19 protein-coding genes are annotated in these 16,542 nt (G+C 67.4%); 12 read left to right on the top strand and 7 right to left on the bottom strand.

All coding sequences use genetic code 11. The features are described from left to right. The 3 genes from QZ847_RS15290 to rpiA all read left to right on the top strand — a co-directional run. Positions 1–1,953, top strand: a 1,953-nt coding sequence (locus QZ847_RS15290; protein WP_294358093.1) for a TonB-dependent receptor, incomplete at its 5' end; no start/stop codon positions are given. A 31-nt stretch (positions 1,954–1,984) separates the two neighbouring features. Next, positions 1,985–2,347, top strand: coding sequence for a hypothetical protein (locus tag QZ847_RS15285; RefSeq protein ID WP_294358091.1), 363 nt, complete (start codon positions 1,985–1,987; stop codon positions 2,345–2,347). A 69-nt stretch (positions 2,348–2,416) separates the two neighbouring features. Then, a complete protein-coding gene (rpiA, locus tag QZ847_RS15280) occupies positions 2,417–3,082 on the top strand; it encodes a ribose-5-phosphate isomerase RpiA (RefSeq protein ID WP_294358088.1) in 666 nt (221 codons plus the stop codon). Positions 3,083–3,173: 91 nt separating this feature from the next. Here rpiA and QZ847_RS15275 read toward each other — a convergent pair whose 3' ends face one another. The 3 genes from QZ847_RS15275 to QZ847_RS15265 form a co-directional block, all read right to left on the bottom strand. Beyond that, positions 3,174–3,374 (bottom strand): hypothetical protein, encoded by a 201-nt coding sequence (locus QZ847_RS15275; RefSeq protein WP_294358081.1) that lies wholly within the window; start codon positions 3,372–3,374, stop codon positions 3,174–3,176. Between the two features lie 71 nt (positions 3,375–3,445). Beyond that, the gene (locus QZ847_RS15270) at positions 3,446–3,832 is read right to left on the bottom strand and encodes a response regulator (RefSeq protein WP_294358079.1); all 387 of its coding nucleotides are present in this window, start codon (positions 3,830–3,832) and stop codon (positions 3,446–3,448) included. Positions 3,833–3,921: 89 nt separating this feature from the next. Then, a complete protein-coding gene (locus QZ847_RS15265) occupies positions 3,922–5,502 on the bottom strand; it encodes a hypothetical protein (RefSeq protein WP_294358075.1) in 1,581 nt (526 codons plus the stop codon). A 119-nt stretch (positions 5,503–5,621) separates the two neighbouring features. Here QZ847_RS15265 and QZ847_RS15260 point away from each other — a divergent pair, with 119 nt between their 5' ends. The 5 genes from QZ847_RS15260 to QZ847_RS15240 all read left to right on the top strand — a co-directional run bounded on the left by QZ847_RS15260 (position 5,622) and on the right by QZ847_RS15240 (position 9,542). Continuing rightward, on the top strand, positions 5,622–6,128 hold the full coding sequence (locus tag QZ847_RS15260; protein WP_294358070.1) for a hypothetical protein: 507 nt from the start codon (positions 5,622–5,624) through the stop codon (positions 6,126–6,128). Positions 6,129–6,241: 113 nt separating this feature from the next. Beyond that, positions 6,242–7,453, top strand: coding sequence for a 23S rRNA (adenine(2503)-C(2))-methyltransferase RlmN (gene rlmN / locus QZ847_RS15255; protein WP_294191204.1), 1,212 nt, complete (start codon positions 6,242–6,244; stop codon positions 7,451–7,453). A 113-nt stretch (positions 7,454–7,566) separates the two neighbouring features. After that, positions 7,567–8,106, top strand: coding sequence for a DUF1003 domain-containing protein (locus QZ847_RS15250; protein ID WP_294358067.1), 540 nt, complete (start codon positions 7,567–7,569; stop codon positions 8,104–8,106). Between the two features lie 197 nt (positions 8,107–8,303). Further along, on the top strand, positions 8,304–9,161 hold the full coding sequence (locus QZ847_RS15245) for a sulfite exporter TauE/SafE family protein (RefSeq protein WP_294358064.1): 858 nt from the start codon (positions 8,304–8,306) through the stop codon (positions 9,159–9,161). 45 nt (positions 9,162–9,206) lie between these two features. Next, positions 9,207–9,542, top strand: coding sequence for a hypothetical protein (locus tag QZ847_RS15240; RefSeq protein WP_294358061.1), 336 nt, complete (start codon positions 9,207–9,209; stop codon positions 9,540–9,542). A gap of 30 nt (positions 9,543–9,572) precedes the next feature. Here QZ847_RS15240 and QZ847_RS15235 read toward each other — a convergent pair whose 3' ends face one another. Next, positions 9,573–10,190, bottom strand: coding sequence for a flavin reductase family protein (locus QZ847_RS15235; RefSeq protein ID WP_294358059.1), 618 nt, complete (start codon positions 10,188–10,190; stop codon positions 9,573–9,575). Between the two features lie 26 nt (positions 10,191–10,216). Between QZ847_RS15235 and QZ847_RS15230 the strand changes: the two genes are divergently transcribed. Genes QZ847_RS15230 through QZ847_RS15220 form a run of 3 tightly spaced genes read left to right on the top strand, consistent with a single transcriptional unit; the run spans position 10,217 to position 13,062 of the window. Then, positions 10,217–11,029, top strand: coding sequence for a cytochrome b/b6 domain-containing protein (locus QZ847_RS15230; RefSeq protein WP_294358056.1), 813 nt, complete (start codon positions 10,217–10,219; stop codon positions 11,027–11,029). Further along, positions 11,026–11,781, top strand: a complete 756-nt coding sequence (locus QZ847_RS15225; RefSeq protein ID WP_294358054.1) for a molybdopterin-dependent oxidoreductase — start codon at positions 11,026–11,028, stop codon at positions 11,779–11,781. The genes QZ847_RS15230 and QZ847_RS15225 overlap by 4 nt, the downstream gene beginning before the upstream one ends. 54 nt (positions 11,782–11,835) lie before the next feature. Continuing rightward, the gene (locus QZ847_RS15220) at positions 11,836–13,062 is read left to right on the top strand and encodes a cyclopropane-fatty-acyl-phospholipid synthase family protein (RefSeq protein ID WP_294358052.1); all 1,227 of its coding nucleotides are present in this window, start codon (positions 11,836–11,838) and stop codon (positions 13,060–13,062) included. A 79-nt stretch (positions 13,063–13,141) separates the two neighbouring features. Here the strand turns inward: QZ847_RS15220 and QZ847_RS15215 are convergent, their stop codons facing one another. The 3 genes from QZ847_RS15215 to QZ847_RS15205 all read right to left on the bottom strand — a co-directional run bounded on the left by QZ847_RS15215 (position 13,142) and on the right by QZ847_RS15205 (position 16,052). Beyond that, positions 13,142–13,309: a hypothetical protein gene (locus QZ847_RS15215; protein WP_294358049.1), complete on the bottom strand. Its 168-nt coding sequence runs from the start codon at positions 13,307–13,309 to the stop codon at positions 13,142–13,144. Positions 13,310–13,467: 158 nt separating this feature from the next. After that, positions 13,468–13,977 carry an EF-hand domain-containing protein gene (locus tag QZ847_RS15210; RefSeq protein WP_294358045.1) on the bottom strand — a complete coding sequence of 170 codons (510 nt, stop codon included), beginning with the start codon at positions 13,975–13,977 and terminating at the stop codon, positions 13,468–13,470. Between the two features lie 29 nt (positions 13,978–14,006). Continuing rightward, entirely contained in the window at positions 14,007–16,052 is a 2,046-nt protein-coding gene (locus QZ847_RS15205; protein ID WP_294358042.1) for a S46 family peptidase, read from the bottom strand. Between the two features lie 176 nt (positions 16,053–16,228). Between QZ847_RS15205 and QZ847_RS15200 the strand changes: the two genes are divergently transcribed. Then, the coding region (locus tag QZ847_RS15200) for an argininosuccinate synthase domain-containing protein (protein ID WP_294358039.1) at positions 16,229–16,542 on the top strand (314 nt) is incomplete at its 3' end.

Genomic DNA, 16,542 nt, shown 5'->3' with positions numbered 1-16,542 from the left:
ACCTTCGCGCCCGCGACCGCGCTGCAGATCGTCCAGCGCGTGCCCGGCTTCACGATCGAGAGCATCGATCCGTCGTTGCGCGGCTTCGGCGGAGCGGCGGGGAACGTCGTCATCAACGGGCAGCGGCCGTCGGCGAAGAGCGACACGCTCGACACGATCCTGTCGCGCATTCCGGCGGGACGCGTGGTGCGGGTCGAGGTCGGGCCGGGCGACCTCTACGGTGCGGAGTTCACGGGCAAGCCGCAGGTGCTGAACCTCGTCACCTCCGCTAGCGGCGGGCTGGCGGGGACGCTGACGGGGACGGTCAGGCGTGATTACACGGGCAGACTGTTCCCGGAAGGGAGCGCGTCGGCGCTGCTCCGGTCGGGCAAGTCGACGTTCAACCTGGCGCTGAACATCACCAACCAGGATTCGACGCAGGAAGGCTATGACCGCGTCACCGCGCTGCCATCGAACGAGCTGGTCGAATATCGCTACCGCGTGAACCATTACAGCCAGCCGCAGGGCGCACTGTCGGGGTCGTGGGAGTATAACGACGGCGCGAACCGCACCGCGCATCTGAACGCGCGCGCGGCGACCAACCGCTTCTCGCTCGACCAGTCGAACCGGGTCGTCCGCGTCGGCTCGCCCCGGCGCGAGGATGCGTTGATCGAGCGCTACATCCTCGACGAATATGAGCTGGGCGGCGACGTGACGCGGCCGCTGGCAGGGGGCGGGATCAAGCTGATCGGGCTGGCGACGAGGCGATCGCGCGACAACCGCGACCTGTCGCTGATCGACCTGTTCGGGAGCAACGGCCCGGGGCCGACCGGGTTCAGCCAGTCGGTCAACGACCATGAGGCGGAAACGCTGGCGCGGCTGGTGTGGAGCCGGCCGGGGTGGAACGGCTGGAACGTTGAGCTGGGCGCGGAGGGCGTGGTCAACCAGTTGCGCAGCCGCGTCGACCTGTTCGATCTGGCGGCGCCAATCGGCAACATGGCAGGCGCGCGGACGCGGATCGACCTGCCGGTCGACGATGCAACGGTGCGCGAGGTGCGCGGTGAGGCGTTCGTCAACGTCGGACGCGCGCTGTCCCCGACGCTGCGCGTGGACGGCGGGCTGACGATCGAGGCGTCGCGGCTGACCGTGTCGGGCGATGTCGATGCGAAGCGGACGCTGTCGTTCCTGAAACCCAAGCTGGTGCTCGACTGGCGGTTCGCGCCCGGCTGGCGCGCGCAGGTGTCGGCGCAGCGGACGGTCAACCAGTTGCAGTTCACCGACTTCATCTCGGTCGCGGAGCTAGGCAACGACCGCGTCAACGGCGGCAACGCGCAGCTTGTGCCGCAGCGCAGCTGGGAGCTGCTCGGTACGCTGGAGCATCCGATCCTGGGCGACGGGCTTGTCCGGCTGGAGGCGGGCTACACGCACATCAGCCTGGTGCAGGACCGCGTGCCAACGCCCGAGGGGTTCGACGCGCCGGGAAACCTGGGCGACGGCACGGTGGTGATCGCGCGCGCGCGGATCGAGGCGCCGCTGAAGACTTTGGGCGTGAAGGGTGGGCGGCTGACGCTGTACGGATCGCTGGTGCCGACGTTCGTGACCGATCCGTACACGCTCAGGACGCGGCCGTTCACGGGCAACAGCACCTTCTACGGGTCGGCGGAGTTCCGGCAGGATCGCGGCAGTTGGGCGTGGGGGCTGCTGGCGGAGAATGCGACGAGCTCGACGCAGTATCGCCGCAACGAGACCGATCGCGGCTTTCGCGGCATCTACACGCAGGTGTTCGCCGAGTGGCGGCCGACGAAGACGAGCGTCGTTACCTTTACGCTGGAAAATGCGCTGGCGACGCCGTCGTATCGCGAGCGGTTGTTCTACGCGCCCGATCGCACGTCGACGACGCCGGTGTCGCGCGAATTCCGGCGGCGCGACGGCTTCGTGGTGCCAGCGCTGACCTTCAAGCGGACGTTCGGCTGATTATATCGGACGCGAAGAGGAGCAACACGCCGTGGCCAAGAAGAAGAAACGCATTCCGAAGACGATCGGTGGCGTGAAGCTGCCAAGGGAACTGCGCCGCGCGGGCGAGAAGATCATCGACCAGGCGGTGACGGCGGCCAATTCGCCGCAGGGCAAGGCGATGATCGCGACAGGCCTGTCGATGGCGGCCGCGGCGGCGATGAAAGCGGCGGAGGCGAAGGCGGCGAAGCCGGCGGCGGAGAAGCCTGCCGAGAAGCCGCCGGAGAAACCGGCGCCGGCGAATGATGCGAGAACCGAGGAAAGCCGGCAGGCAGGTGTCGGCGGGATCGACGGCGACGCGATCGGGCGGGCAGTGGAGCAGATGCTGGGACGATTGTTCGGCCGTCGCGCGTGAAGTGAGTGGCGCGCGCGATGCGCGGCGCATCGCGGCGGAACGTTGCGCGTGCCTTTGCGTCGAGCGGGCATGAGCGATGATGACAAGCGACGGGCGGCCGAGGCGGCGCTGCGCGAGGTGCAGGACGGCATGCTCGTCGGGCTGGGGACGGGTTCGACTGTCGCGTTCCTGATCAGCGCGCTGGGCGAACGAGTGAGTGAGGGGCTGAGGATCGAGGCGGTCGCGACCAGTGTGGCGAGCGCGCGGGCGGCGGCGGCGGTCGGGATCGCAGTGCGTGACTTCGCCGAGGTAGCGCGTGTTGACCTGACGATCGACGGCGCGGACGAGGTCGACGCGCGGCTCTACGCGATCAAGGGCGCGGGCGGGGCGATGCTGCGCGAGAAGGTGGTCGCGGCGGCTTCGACGCGGATGGTGGTGATCGCGGACGGATCGAAGCGCGTCGAGGGCATCGGCGCGGCGAAGCTGCCGGTCGAGGTGCTGCCGTTCGCGCGCGCCTTCGTCACGGCGCGGCTGGAGGCGCTGGGCGCGGGGGTCGAGCAGCGCGAGGGGGTGACCGACAATGGCAACGTCATCCTGGACGCGCGCTTCGGCGCGATCCCGGAACCGGTCAGGCTGGCGGCGGCGATCGACGCGGTGCCGGGCGCGCTGGGGCACGGGCTGTTCCTGGGCGAAGTTGACGCAGCCTATGTAGCGAGTGGCGGCACGGTGGAGCGGATCGAGCGCGACGAGGGGTGAGGCGTTGCGTATGAAACGCCTCGGCGCATGCGCCTGGGTGCCGTGTTAACCTTGGCCGGTGCGGTCGTTGTATTCGACAGGTCGGCGTCGATCAGTCGGCGGCGGGCCGATCATGCGTGATCGACGGTGCGGCACGCGTTGCGATCTCTTGCTCGAGCAGACGGAGGATCGACCGCCAGGAGTCGCGCGCGTTGCCGGTCGCGTGGCGCCATTGCGTTCGCGCGACAACGATCGATCGCGCACCGAACGTCGTCAGGAAGCGTTCGATAAAGGTCGAAACGGGATCTTCCATATAGCGATGTTATGCCTCGATCGGTTTGCCTGAAATAACATGAGTTAATATTGTGAGGCAATGCGCAGCGATCAGCGCGTCAGCAGCGTCCTGACCTGTTCCGCCAGTGCGATCGGGTCGAACGGTTTCGAGATCACGCCGACGACGCCCGGCAGGTCGTAGCGACTCCGCCGAATTGCGTCGGCGGTCAGGAAGATGACCGGTGTTGGCGGCGAACCATCCGCGCGCGTGATGTGATCGAGCAGTTCCAGTCCGTCGCGGCCGGGCATCATCGCGTCGAGCAGGACGACATCGAAGCGCTGGTCGCCAGCAAGCGCGGCAATGGCTTCATCGACACTGCCCAGTGACCATGCGCGGATGTCAGGGTCGAGATGCAGCGACAGCTCTACCAGGAGCCTGATGTCCGCGTCGTCGTCGACGCACAGAACCCGCAACGTGCGGCGTCCGTCACCGCTCAACCGATGTCTCCCCGTTCTTTTTCAACGCCCGTTACGCCGGCACGGTTATTTGCCCCGTAACATGCGTGAAGCGCGCATTTGGTTCCGGGCTACACCGCGTCCTTGCCGAGCGGCGTGGTTGAGGGCGGGGTGCGAAAGGGTTCGAAGCCGCTGGGGAGCTTGCCGCCGATCGGGGCCGGCAGGATGCGGCCGACCTTGTTTGCGGCGGCGATGACGTCTGGACTGGTGCGGACCGCATCGTTGACGGGCGTGGTCAGCCGCTGGATCGGAAACCGGTCCTCGCGCACCGATGGCTGTACATAGCCGAGCGCCCATTCGCGTGTATTCTCGTCGGCAAGGCGATCGATGACGAGGGTGCGCAGCGTTTGCGCGTCGTTCAGGCAGGCGAGCATGAAGGCGACCGTCGACGGGTTGGTGGCGGCAGCCAGCATCACGTCGGCCTTGGCGGCCTGCGCCTCGGCAAGGCGACCGGACTGGAACAGCGCGCAGGCGCGATATGCCTGAACGCCGGTGATCGCGCTGCTGTTGATGCTGCCGAACGACTTCAAACGGGTCAGAAACGTGTCGGCGCGGGTGATCGCCTGCGGCCAGTCGGTACGTTGCGCCGCGAGCGTCGCATAAGCGGCGTCGATGTTCAGGGCGTTGGCACCCAATTCCGACGGCAACTGCTGCGCGACGCGGCCGAGCAGCGCCTGTCCGTCGGCGGCGCGACCCATCGCGGTCAACGAGCGTGCGACGATCGGCGCGAGCGTTTCGACCCCTGCGTCGTAATCGTCCCTGGACAGGTGATCGAACAGCGGCAGGAACAGCGCGACCACCGCGTCGTAGGCCTGGAGGCTGGCGAGCTGTCGTGCATAGGGTGTCGCGGTCTCGAACGTCTGCGACGCGTTCCAGTCGGCGCGAAGCTCCTCGAGATAACGGCGCATCGGCGCGTCGAAATTGCCGCCGGTCCATTCGGCAATGCGGGGCCAAAGCGGCTCAAAGCGGCGATCAACGTATATCGCCGCGAGATCGCTCGCGTCGCCGACCGTGGGCACCGCCGCAATCGCATCGGCGGTGTGGCCGGCACGCATCGCCGCGCGGATGGTCGCGAGCGCGTAGGAGGAGCGTTCGGGCGCGAGCGCGGTGGCAAAGCCGATCTCGCCCAGGCGGGCCGAGACGCGATCGCTGCGGGCGTGATCGCCGATGTCGTGCAAACGGCCGAGCAGCGCGTTCATCGTGTAACGCTCGCTCTGTCGCGCGACTTCGGGCGCCTGCTGACTGACGGAAAGCCACAGGTCGGCGGCGCGTTGCGGCGCGCCGGAGAAGGTGAACACCTCGGTCGCGACCATCTTGGGTGCCGGATGCTCGGGCAGGAGGCGGAGCGCTTCCTCGATCGCGGCGACCGCAGGCCGGTTATCGGGTTGCGAGTTGAGGATCGCGGCGCGGGCGGTCTGCACCATGCCGCGCAACGGGGTGGGGCGGGGTAGCTTGGCGAGTATGCCGTCGAGTTTCGACAGGCTGGGCGGGCGTTCGGCGACCGCGGCGGCGGCCTCTGCCATCACCGCGCGGTCGGCGGGGTCGGTGGTGAGTTCGAGTGGGCTCTTCACTTGCGCGGCAGCGGGCAGAGGCGCCAGCGCGGCGACCGGCGTCGTGACGGCGAGCAGCGCGGCGGCGATTGGCAGGCGCATGTGTGTTTCCCCCTTCTTCGTGACCGGATCGCCGGCCTTTCCCCGACGCGCATGGTGGCGGACGGGGCGGGGGTGCGCAAGCGCTTGCCCGGGATCGGGGACCCGATAAGGTCGGCGACATGTTCGGAGATCGGTCCAAGCAGCTGAGCGAGATGTTCGCGGCGCAGTTCACGCCGCACGGCAGCGGTTTCCTGTACCGACGCGATCACGTCGGCGCGGGCTACATGGTCACCGCAGCGGAGCGCGACGCGTTCGTCGCGGCGTATGGGCGTGAATGGCAGCGGTTATTCTGGGGCGCGATCGTCGGCACGGGCGTGCTGATCGGCATATTGGTGGCGGTGTTCGATGAGCCGGGCGCGGGCGTGACCATCGCGGGCACGGTCTCGATCATCGCGCTGCTGGTGCTGGTGCACCTGCGATCGTGGCGCGCGCCCGAGCGAGCGCTCGCGCGGCGGCTGCCGAGCTTGCCCGCGCTCGACAGGCAGGCGGCGCGCCGGGAGAAGCTGGCGCGGGTCACATGGGGCAATCTGGCGCTGGCACCGGTGTTCGCGCTGATGCTGGCGACGCGGGGTTGGCGCGACGGCGGCGTGCATGGCTGGGACGCGCTTGGATCGTCGCGGGCGTAGTGCTGATCGCGTTCTGTGCGGTTCAGGCGGTCAGGAAATGGCGTTCGGAGCGCACGGGTTAGCGGACCGGAGGCGAGTGGAAAAACGCCGCCGGATCGGCTATATGCTTGGCCATGCCTGAGATCGCTGCCGCCATCATGCCCATTGCCGGGCACATCGACCCTGTGCCTGTGCCGCGCGCGGTCGCGCAACGCGAGGACGGGCGCGTCGATCTGGTCGGGTTGAACAAGGCGGAGCTGCGCGAGGCGCTGCTCTCCGCCGGCATGGAGCCGCGGCAGGCTAAGCTGCGCTCCAAGCAGATCTGGCACTGGATCTACAATCGCGGTGCGACCGAGTTCTCGGCAATGACCGATATTGCCAAGGTGCAGCACCCGTGGCTGGAAGCGCGCTTCGTTGTCGGGCGGCCCGAGGTGGTCGAGGCGCAGGTATCGTCGGACGGGACGCGCAAATGGCTGCTTCGCTCACCCGACGGGCAGGATTACGAGGCGGTGTTCATCCCCGACGCCGATCGCGGTACCTTGTGCGTGTCGAGCCAGGTCGGCTGCACGCTCAACTGCACCTTCTGCCACACCGGCACGATGCGGCTGGTGCGCAACCTGACCGCGGGCGAGATCGTGGGCCAAGTGATGCTGGCGCGCGATGCGTTGGGCGAGTGGCCGTCGCAGCCCGAGGGGCGGATGCTGACCAACATCGTAATGATGGGGATGGGCGAGCCGCTGTATAATTTCGACAACGTTCGCGATGCGCTTTCCGTCGTGATGGACGGGGATGGGCTGGCGCTCAGCAAGCGGCGGATCACGCTCAGCACGTCGGGCGTGGTGCCGATGATGGCGCGCGCGGGCGCGGAGATCGGGGTCAACCTGGCGGTGTCGCTCCACGCGGTGACCAAGGAGATCCGCGACGAGATCGTGCCGCTCAACCGCAAATACGGCATCGAGGAATTGTTGCAGGCGTGCGCGGACTATCCCGGCGCCAACAACGCGCGGCGGATCACGTTCGAGTACGTGATGCTGAAGGACAAGAACGACAGCGACGCGCATGCGCACGAGCTGGTCCGGTTGCTCAAGCACTACAAGCTGCCCGCCAAGGTCAATCTGATCCCGTTCAATCCGTGGCCGGGTGCGGCGTACGAATGTTCGACGCCCGAGCGGGTGCGTGCGTTCAGCGATATCGTATTCGCGGGCGGCATCTCCGCGCCGGTACGCACCCCGCGCGGGCGCGACATCGACGCGGCGTGCGGACAGCTGAAGACCGCGGCGGAGAAGAAGAGCCGCGCGCAACTCGACCGTGAGGCGGCGGCGGCGGAGCTGGTCGCGGCGGGGTGATCGTGCGCCGGTGGCGCCACTGCCGTTGATCGGAACGATCGACTGGCAGGAATAACGTCGCGGGTTAGCCTGGATCGATGGTCTCTTGCCGATCCGGGTAATAGACCGGGGCGATGAACGACGCTTCGCTGACGCATCCTGTGCCCGAGCCGCCCCGGATGGGGTCGGTGCTGAGCCGCAACATCGCGCGAATGCGGGAGCGGCGGGCGCGTGAGGAGGCGACGGCGCCGTGGTCCGAGCGGGTGTCGGACCGGGTGACTGCGTTCGCGGGCAGCATGACGTTCGTCGCGATCCACGCGGTCGCGTACGGCACGTGGATCGCGGTCAACGTGGGCGCGGTGCCGGGCGTGCGCGCGTTCGATCCGAGCTTCGTGATGCTGGCGATGGAGGCGAGCGTCGAGGCGATCTTCCTGTCGACCTTTGTGCTAATCAGCCAGAACCGGATGATGGGTACCGCGGCGAAGCAGGCCGACCTCGACCTGCAGATCAACCTGCTGGCGGAGCACGAGCTGACGCGGCTGATCGGGCTGGTCGACCGGATGGCGCGGCACATGGGGTTGGACCCCGACGCGCACGGCGAGCTGGACGAGATCAAGCAGGACGTGTCGCCCGAGGCGGTGCTCGACGGGCTGGAGGATGCGGCGCGCGAGTGAGCGGCCGCCGATCGTACGCGGGTGCGGCGGCGGTGGTCGAGCATGCGCAACAGCCGAAGCGGCTGATCTTCGCCGACTTGCTCACATCTGAGCGAGGGCGCGTAGGCCGGGTGGAGACTTCCCCGGCGCGTGCGGCCGATCAGCGCTCGTGTATCGCGGTGTGCACGGCCGGGACGAAGTGATCGCCCGGGCGCGCGGTGCAATCGGCGACGATCATCGGGTGGCTACTCGACCCCCGGCTACTCGACAGCGCGGTGGGCGGCGGGCAAGCGTGGCCAAGAAAGGCGGAGCGTGGCGGGATGGCGGTGACGACGGTGGCGCTGGTCGCGCTCGCGGGCGTGGCGGGGGGTGCGATGAACGCGCTGGCGGGGGGCGGGACGTTCGCGACGCTGCCGGCGTTGCTGGCGGTCGGCGTGCCGGCGAACGTCGCCAATGCGACGTCGAACGTCGCGCTGCTGCCGGGCGCGGCGACGAGCGCGTGGGCGTTTCGTGGCGAACTGACGCCGATCGGCGGGGTCGATCACCGATTGCTCGCCGGCATCACCTTCGCCGGTGGGCTGGTCGGCAGCGCGTTGCTGGTGGTGACGCCGGGTCACGCCTTCGACCTGATCGTGCCGTGGCTGGTGCTCTACGCCTTTGTGGTGCTGGCGTTCGGGCGCGCGGCCTCGGCGTGGCTGGCGGCGCGGGTGACGATCGGCGCGAAGACGCTGGTGGTCGCGCAAGCACTGCTTGGCGTTTACGGCGGCTATTTCGGCGGCGGTGTGGGATTGATGACGACCGCGACCTACGGCCTGCTCGCCAGCTTTAGCCCACGCGCGATGTTCGCACCGCGCACGCTGATGCTGGCGACGGCCAACGCGGCAGCGGCGATCGTGTTCGTGGGCGCGAGCATGGTCGAGTGGCGATACTGTGTGCCGATGCTCGTCGGCGCGGTCGTGGGTGGATGGGCAGGCGCCGCGGTCGGCCGGCATTTGCCCGAGTCATTGGTCAGGATCGGCACGCTGGTGGTGACGGGGGTGACGGCGGCGGTGTTCTTCTGGCGCGCATATGGGTGAGCGCTTGACCGGAGGCGTGTCGAGATAGAAGCTTGGTGGCGGGGGGTGAACAATGCGCACGGCGGGATGGATGGCCGGGCTGGGTCTGTTGGTTACCGCCGGGACGGCAACCGCGCGCGCGAGGTGCGTGTAGCGGGCCTGCAATCGCGCACGCTCAGCACGTCGCTGACGTATGATGCGGAGCAGAACATGCTCGCGGTCACGTGTGCGGTGTCGAGCGATGGGCTGTGCCGGATGACGATTGTGGATGGGGGGCGGCGCAAGCTGCTGTCGATGCGCCCGGCAAGTCGGGTGGTGGTGCGCGGCGTGTCACGTGGTGCACGGGTATGTGCGCTCGGGCGTTCGGGTGGTTTGTGCGACTGGCGGGCGGTGTCGGCGTAGTTTCGACGCTTTTCGGGCCGCCCGGGTGCGTCAACCCGGGCGTTTCATCTCGAATTTGGCGCTGTCGGTGATCTCGAAATAGTCGCCGGGGCCGCCGCCGCGCAGGATCGGGCGGGCGCGGGCGGTCTGGTAGACGCCATTCGACAGCATCGCGCGGTCGATGTGGATGCCGACGACCTCGCCGATGACGAGCCAGGTGTCGACGTGCTCGTGCTCACGCGTCTCGAGCTGGATGAGCTGGGTCAGGACGCATTCGAACGAGGCGGGACTGGCGGCGACGCGGGGTGCGGCGATCTTGCGTGAGGGGGCGGTGTCGAGCCCGGCGAGCGTGAATTCGTCGACCTCGTTCGCCACGGTCGCGGCGCTGTTGTTCATCTGTTCGGCCAAGCCGCGCGTTGCGAGGTTCCAGGTGAACTCGCGCGTTTCCCGGATGTTGGCGACCGAATCTTTCCAGCCGTTGGAGGAAAAGGCGAGTAGTGGCGGCTTGTAGTTGAGCAGGTTGAAGAAGCTGTAGGGCGCGAGGTTGCGGACACCGGTTGCCGAGACGCTGCCGATCCAGCCGATCGGACGCGGTGCGACGATCGCGTTCAGGGGATCGTGCGCGAGGCCGTGGCCGGCGTGGGGTTCGTAGAAATGCCATTCGGTCATGGCGGCGAAACTGATATGGGTGAGAAATGGACGCATCGCCGATCACGAAACCCGCATCCGGTCCCGTCACCATCCGGCGGCACGCGCTGGCGACGCGGGTGTGGCACTGGATCAACGCGCTGGCGATCTTCATCCTGATCGGATCGGGGCTGGGGATCAGCAACGCGCATCCGCGGCTGTATTGGGGGCGGTACGGCGCGAACTTCGATCCCGCCTGGGCGACGCTGCCGCGTTTCCCGGCGTGGATCACCATCCCGCAGAATTATAATCTCGCTATTTCGCGGCGTTGGCACCTGTTCTTCGCACTCGTACTCGCGTTCGGGTTGCTGGGGTATATGGTCGCGAGCCTGATCAACCGGCATTTCCAGCGTGACCTGAGGCTTCGGGCGAAGGACCTGAGCGTGGGGCATCTCGCCGCCGACGTGCGCGCGCATTTGCAGTTCAAGTTCCACGACGAGGCGCATCCGGGCGCGTACAATCCGTTGCAGAAACTGAGCTACGCGGGCGTAGTGTTCTTGGCACTTCCGCTCGTCATCCTGACGGGCCTCGCCATGTCGCCGGGGATGGATGCGGCGTGGCCGTGGTTGCTGGAACTGTTCGGCGGGCGGCAGTCGGCGCGATCGATCCACTTTATCACGATGGCGGCGATCACCGCGTTTGTCGTCGTGCATCTGGTGCTGGTGATCCTGGCGGGATGGCGACGCGAGCTGTGGTCGATGATCTCGGGGCGCTGGCGCGTCGAGGGGACGATGGCGGACGCGCGCGCGGAGACGCCGGCGGGCGAGGCGGCGGCGAAGGACCTGTCGCACGGCGGGCGAGATACGGAGGCAGTGCGATGATCCGGCGCAGAACGCTTATTGCGGGGATCGCGGGCGGCGGTGCGGGGTTGCTGCTGTCCGGGTGCGACCGCGTGATCGCGCAGCCGCAGGTGCGTGACATCATCTTCAAGGGCGAGGACATGCACCGCGCGCTGCAACGCGCGCTGATGAACCGCGATGCGCTCGCGCCCGAGTTCTCGGCCGATCAGCGCTCGCCCTATTTTCGCACCAACGGGACGCGCGATCCGGGGACTGCCGAGTATAATGCGCTCAGGGCCGGGCGATTCGCCGATTGGCGGTTGCAGGTCGACGGGCTGGTCGCGCGGCCATTGAGCCTGTCGCTCACCGATCTGGGGCGCTTCCCGCAGCGCGCGCAGATCACGCGGCACGATTGCGTCGAGGGATGGAGCGCGATCGGCAAGTGGCAGGGGCCGCGCTTGAGTGATGTGCTGAAACAGGCGGGCGTGCGCGACGCGGCGCGCTACGTCGTGTTCACCTGCGCCGACATGTACGGCGGCGCGCCTTATTACGAGTCGGTCGACATGGTCGACGCGTTCCATCCGCAGACGATCCTCGCCTGGGCGCTGAACGACCGTTTCCTCGACGTCGGGCACGGGGCGCCGTGCCGGCTGCGCGTCGAGCGGCATCTGGGATACAAGCACGCCAAATATCTGATGCGCGTCACCGCGGTGGATAGCCTGGCCGGGATCGGCAGGGGGCAGGGCGGGTATTGGGAGGATAACGTCGATTACGACTGGTACGCGGGAATTTGATCGTTTCGCCTGTGTTACTGGTGTCGCGGCGGTTGATCCGTTAGCGGTCGCCGCATGGCATTGATCGACGTTTTCCTTCGCCGCGCGATCCGTCGCGGCGACCTTACCCTTATCAAACCCGATGGCAGTTCCACCCGGTTCGGCGCTCCCGACCCTGAGCTGAAGCCCGTTACCTTCACGATCCACGACAAGAGCGTGTACCGCGCGATCATGGCCGATCCGGCGCTGGGGCTTGCCGAAGCGTTCATGGACGGGCGCGTGACGTTGCAGGCGGGCGATATCCTGGATCTGCTGACGCTCGCCACCGCCAATTCGCGCTGGGAGAACGGGACCAACCATCTGGCGGCGAACCGCTGGCGCGATTTCAAGGGCAAGTTCCGGCACCGGTTCCTGCGGCTCAACAAGGCGCTGGAATCGAAGAAGAACGTCGCGCATCACTATGATCTGTCCGACCGGCTGTACGACCTCTTCCTCGACGCCGACAAGCAGTACAGCTGCGCTTACTACACCGATCGCGACAACAGTCTGGAACAGGCGCAGGCGGACAAAAAGGCGCATATCGTCGCGAAGCTGGCGATCGAGCCGGGTATGCGCGTGCTCGACATCGGCTGCGGCTGGGGCGGGATGGCGCTGTACATCCATGCGAAGACCGGGGCGGAGGTGCTGGGCATCACGCTGTCCGAGGAACAGTTGAAGGTGGCGCAACGCCGTGCGGAGGAAGCAGGCGTTGCGGACAAGGTCCGGTTCCAGCTGATCGACTATCGTGCGCTCGACCAGACGTTCGACCGGATCGTGTCGGTCGGCATGTTCGAGCATGTCGGGGTGCGCAACTTTCGCACCTATCTGGAGAAATGCCGCGACCTGCTCACCCCCACGGGCGTGATGCTGCTCCACACGATCGGGCGCGCCGATGGGCCGGGGTACACCGACCAGTTCACCGACAAGTACATTTTCCCGGGCGGGTACATTCCGGGAATGTCGGAGGTGCTCGAGGCGAACAACTACATCCGCTGGTTCGTCAGCGACGTCGAGGTGCTGCGGCTGCATTACGCGTTCACGCTGCGCGAATGGTACAAAAGGACGGTCGAGCACCGCGACGCGATCGTCGAACTGTACGACGAGCGGTTCTTCCGGATGTGGACCTATTATCTGGCAGGCGCGATCGTGTCGTTCACCAACGGGCCGCTGGTCAACTTCCAGATCCAGTTCACGCGCGACCGCGACGCATTGCCGCTGACGCGCGATTACATGTTCGAGGTGGAACAGCGGCTGCGGGGGTGAACGCGGGCGTGTCGAGCGAGCGTTGGCGCCCGGTCGGTGACGGGGCTGGATAAGATTTCCAAACCGGCCTTACGCTGTTTCAGCTAGCCACGCGCTGCTCGCGCTCGTCCAAGCTCAAGCGGGCGACTTCGTCATCGCAATAATCTGCCAGATTATTGAGCGTGGCGCGCAGCGCCGGATCGTCGGTCGTCGCCGCCTTTTCTCGAGCATCGCGCGCCATTTCTACCAGATAGTCCCGCAGGTCCATGGAACGCCTGCTATCACGTAACTGGTTGCAATCGCCTTAGTCTTCCATCCGCAACGGATGAGTGCAGAAGTACTACATTGGTCTAACCGGCCGGGCTGTTCCGAAGGCAGAGGCGCGATCGGGCGGCGGACGCTCACGCCTTCACGATGCTCTGCTCGTCACCGCCCGGTCGGGCCGCTCTTGCCCGCGCTACGCGCCGCAGCGCGGGCGGCGGCGGCTTCTTGGCCGTCGACGCGGCCGTCGTGGTTGAGGTCGTAGCGCGAAAAGACCTGGTTCATCAGCGCCTGCGATTCCGCTTCGCTGACGCGGCCGTCCTTGTTGGTGTCGGCGCGCGCCATGAACAGGGTGGCGATCTTCTTCGCCTGCGCGGGATCGAGCTTCTTGCCGCCGGCGACCTTCATGGCGCTCATCCGGGCGAGCACCTCGGCCTGGCTGAGGAAACCGTCGTGGTTGGTGTCGGAAGCTGCGAACTCGCCGTCGAGCTTGGTCTCGGCGCTCTTGCGCGTTTCCTGCGCGGAGGCGGGGAGCACGAGCGCGGGGAGCGAGAGGGCGGCCAGAGCGAAGGCGGGGAGAAGGGCGCGAGTCATTAGGGCAACTTTCCAGGGGAAACGGGCGCCGTGGTGGCGCCCGTCGTTTGTACGACAGATGAACGCGGCGCGCGCCAGCACGGGTCCGACGCGCGCGGGGAAAGCGCGGATCAGCGCGCGGCGAGTTCGCGCACCAGCGCGGGCGCGGGATAAACCTTCTCCAGCGCCTGTTGCACCGCCGCCGCGGAGACGACCACGGTGCGGTTGAGTTTCGGATCATAGCCGAAATTGCCGCCGAGCGAGTGGATGTTGCCGTCGAACGCAGCCCCGATCACCGATCCGTCACGCGCGATGACGGGCGAGCCCGAATTGCCGCCGATGATGTCGTTGGTGGTGACGAAGTCGAACGGGGTGTTCAGGTCGAGCGACGATTTGGCGCGCGCATAGGCGGGGGCGAGCTGGAACGGGTCGGCGCCGGTCGCGCGATCGTAGAGGCCGGCGACCTTGGTCTCGTACGGGATCGCGCGACCGCGCTCGGTCCAGCCCATCACGCGGCCGTAGCTGATCCGCAGCGTGAAGGTCGCGTCGGGGTAGTTGCCCGCGCCGTAGGCGGCGAAGCGCGCCTGCGCGATCTTCGCCTGCGCGGCGGTGACGGGCGCGTCGACCTGCGCGGCATATTGCTGGCGCAAGGAGCGCGCGGCGGCGTCGTTGGCGAGCACGAAGCGGATCAGCGGATCGTCGGAGGCCGCGATCGCCGCCGCGCCGCCGTCGAACAGCCGTTTGCGCACCGCCGGATCGACGAGCTTAGTGCCAGTCACGAGCCGCTTCGCCAGCTGTTCGGGAGATTCGCGGCCGAGCAAAGCCTTCACCTGCGGGTTGTCGGCGGTGAGATATTCGCGCGCCTTGCTGAGCCAGAAGGAGAGGTTCGCTTCCTCCAGCCACGGCTCGATCGGCTTGGCATCGGTCAGCTGCTTCTCGACCAGCGGCAGCGCGCTGTCGGTGTAGCCGGGCAGGCGATCGGCGTTGGGCTTCTGCCGCTCGGCGGCGGCGCGGACCAGCGCCTTGGCATAGCCGTAGAGGTCGGAGGTCCAGCCCGCGCGCGCCTCGAGGAAATAATAATCGAGGTAGATGTTGCGCAAGTTGCGGTCGGCGGTGGCGATGTCGGCCCAGGGCGTGCCGTAGCGCGTGCCGGCGCGGCGTTGCAGGTCGGCCTCGTTCTTCGCCAGGCCGGCGGCGAAGGCATCGTCGTCGAGCGCGCGCGCCTGGCCCCAATAGACCTTGTAGCTGTTCTCGGTCCCGAACAGCGAGTCCTGCGCTTCGCGGCGGCGCTCCTCGCTCTGCGCGCCCGCGGCGATCAGGCGACCGCGCCATTCGGACAGGAGCGTTGTGGTGAGCGGGATCGCGACCTCGCGCTGGAAGGCGAGCTGGTCCTGCGTCAGGAGGCGCTGGGTACGACCGGGATTGCCGACGACGAAGGTCGCTTCCTGAGCGATCGGCCCGCGCGGGTTCCAGCGCAGGTGCGCGGGCGTGCTGACCGGGCGGCCGTTCTCGTAGGCGCGCAGGAACGAGGCATCGAGATTGTAGCGCGGGAAGTTGAAATTGTCGGGGTCGCCGCCGAAGAACGCCGCGGCGAATTCGGGTGCCCAGACGAGGCGCACGTCCGAGTATTTGCGGTACTTGTAGAGCTTGTACTGCCCGCCGCCGTAGAGCGTCACGACCTGGCAGCGGGTGGTCGCCTTGTCGGTGCAGTTCTGCGCCTCGATCTGCGCGATCTGGGCGTCGCGCGCCTTGGTCAGCGCCTCGCCCGACAGCGATCCGATCGCGGTAGTGACGGGCTTGGTCACGTCGGTGATCGCGGTCACCACCTCGGCCTGCTGGCCCGGGCATTTCTGCTCACGCGCGCGGTCGCCGGCGATGAAGCCGTCTTTGAGGTAATCCTTGCTGGAGGACGACAGGTCCTGCGCGCATTGCGCGACGCAGTGGTGGTTGGTGAGGATCAGCCCCTCGGCTGAGACGAACGAGGCCGAGCAGCCGCCGGTCAGGCGCACGGCGGAGGCCTGAACCTTGTCGAGCCACGCCTGATCGGGCGCCCAGCCGTAGGCAGCCTTCATGCGTGCGGTGGGAAAGCCGTCAAAGGTCCACATGCCCTCGTCCGCGCTGGCGGTGGCGGCGGTGACGAGCCCGGCGGTGGCGGCGAGCGCGGCGAACTTCCTCATGCGGGCATCCCTGTTCGTTGCATCTGTAACGGCTGCTGCTGTGCGCCGCTTCGTTTTTGAGGGCAAGTGAATGTTACAAGGTATCGCGAAGGAACCGAGCTTGCGGGTTGCGGTTGCGTGGTGGCGCGCGCGCGCATAGGTCCGCGCGCAATTACCATCCCAGGAGCGCTGCCCGCATGTCCGAGCCCATCAAGAAGGTCGTCCTCGCTTATTCCGGTGGTCTGGACACCAGCGTGATCCTGAAATGGCTGCAGGAGACGTACGGCTGCGAGGTGGTGACCTTCACCGCCGATCTGGGGCAGGGCGAGGAGCTGGAGCCCGCGCGCGCCAAGGCCGAGCTGATGGGGGTCAAGCCCGAGCACATCTACATCGACGACCTGCGCGAGGAGTTCGTGCGCGATTTCGTGTTCCCGATGATGCGCGCGAACGCGCAATACGAGGGGCTGTACCTGCTCGGCACCTCGATCGCGCGGCCGCTGATCTCCAAGCG

Source organism: uncultured Sphingomonas sp. (genome assembly GCF_913778135.1).
In the GTDB taxonomy this organism is placed as follows: Bacteria; Pseudomonadota; Alphaproteobacteria; order Sphingomonadales; family Sphingomonadaceae; genus Sphingomonas.
Note: the sequence above shows the minus strand (reverse complement) of the source record. Positions and strands in the feature narration are given on the sequence as shown.

Bases quoted from the DNA above. Each gene is read 5' to 3' on its own strand.
- rpiA (WP_294358088.1), top strand. From the start codon at position 2,417: ATGAGCGATGATGACAAGCGACGGGCGGCCGAGGCGGCGCTGCGCGAG.
- QZ847_RS15275 (WP_294358081.1), bottom strand. From the start codon at position 3,374: ATGGAAGATCCCGTTTCGACCTTTATCGAACGCTTCCTGACGACGTTC.
- QZ847_RS15265 (WP_294358075.1), bottom strand. From the start codon at position 5,502: ATGCGCCTGCCAATCGCCGCCGCGCTGCTCGCCGTCACGACGCCGGTC.
- QZ847_RS15260 (WP_294358070.1), top strand. From the start codon at position 5,622: ATGTTCGGAGATCGGTCCAAGCAGCTGAGCGAGATGTTCGCGGCGCAG.
- rlmN (WP_294191204.1), top strand. From the start codon at position 6,242: ATGCCTGAGATCGCTGCCGCCATCATGCCCATTGCCGGGCACATCGAC.
- QZ847_RS15250 (WP_294358067.1), top strand. From the start codon at position 7,567: ATGAACGACGCTTCGCTGACGCATCCTGTGCCCGAGCCGCCCCGGATG.
- QZ847_RS15235 (WP_294358059.1), bottom strand. From the start codon at position 10,190: ATGACCGAATGGCATTTCTACGAACCCCACGCCGGCCACGGCCTCGCG.
- QZ847_RS15230 (WP_294358056.1), top strand. From the start codon at position 10,217: ATGGACGCATCGCCGATCACGAAACCCGCATCCGGTCCCGTCACCATC.
- QZ847_RS15225 (WP_294358054.1), top strand. From the start codon at position 11,026: ATGATCCGGCGCAGAACGCTTATTGCGGGGATCGCGGGCGGCGGTGCG.
- QZ847_RS15220 (WP_294358052.1), top strand. From the start codon at position 11,836: ATGGCATTGATCGACGTTTTCCTTCGCCGCGCGATCCGTCGCGGCGAC.
- QZ847_RS15215 (WP_294358049.1), bottom strand. From the start codon at position 13,309: ATGGACCTGCGGGACTATCTGGTAGAAATGGCGCGCGATGCTCGAGAA.
- QZ847_RS15205 (WP_294358042.1), bottom strand. From the start codon at position 16,052: ATGAGGAAGTTCGCCGCGCTCGCCGCCACCGCCGGGCTCGTCACCGCC.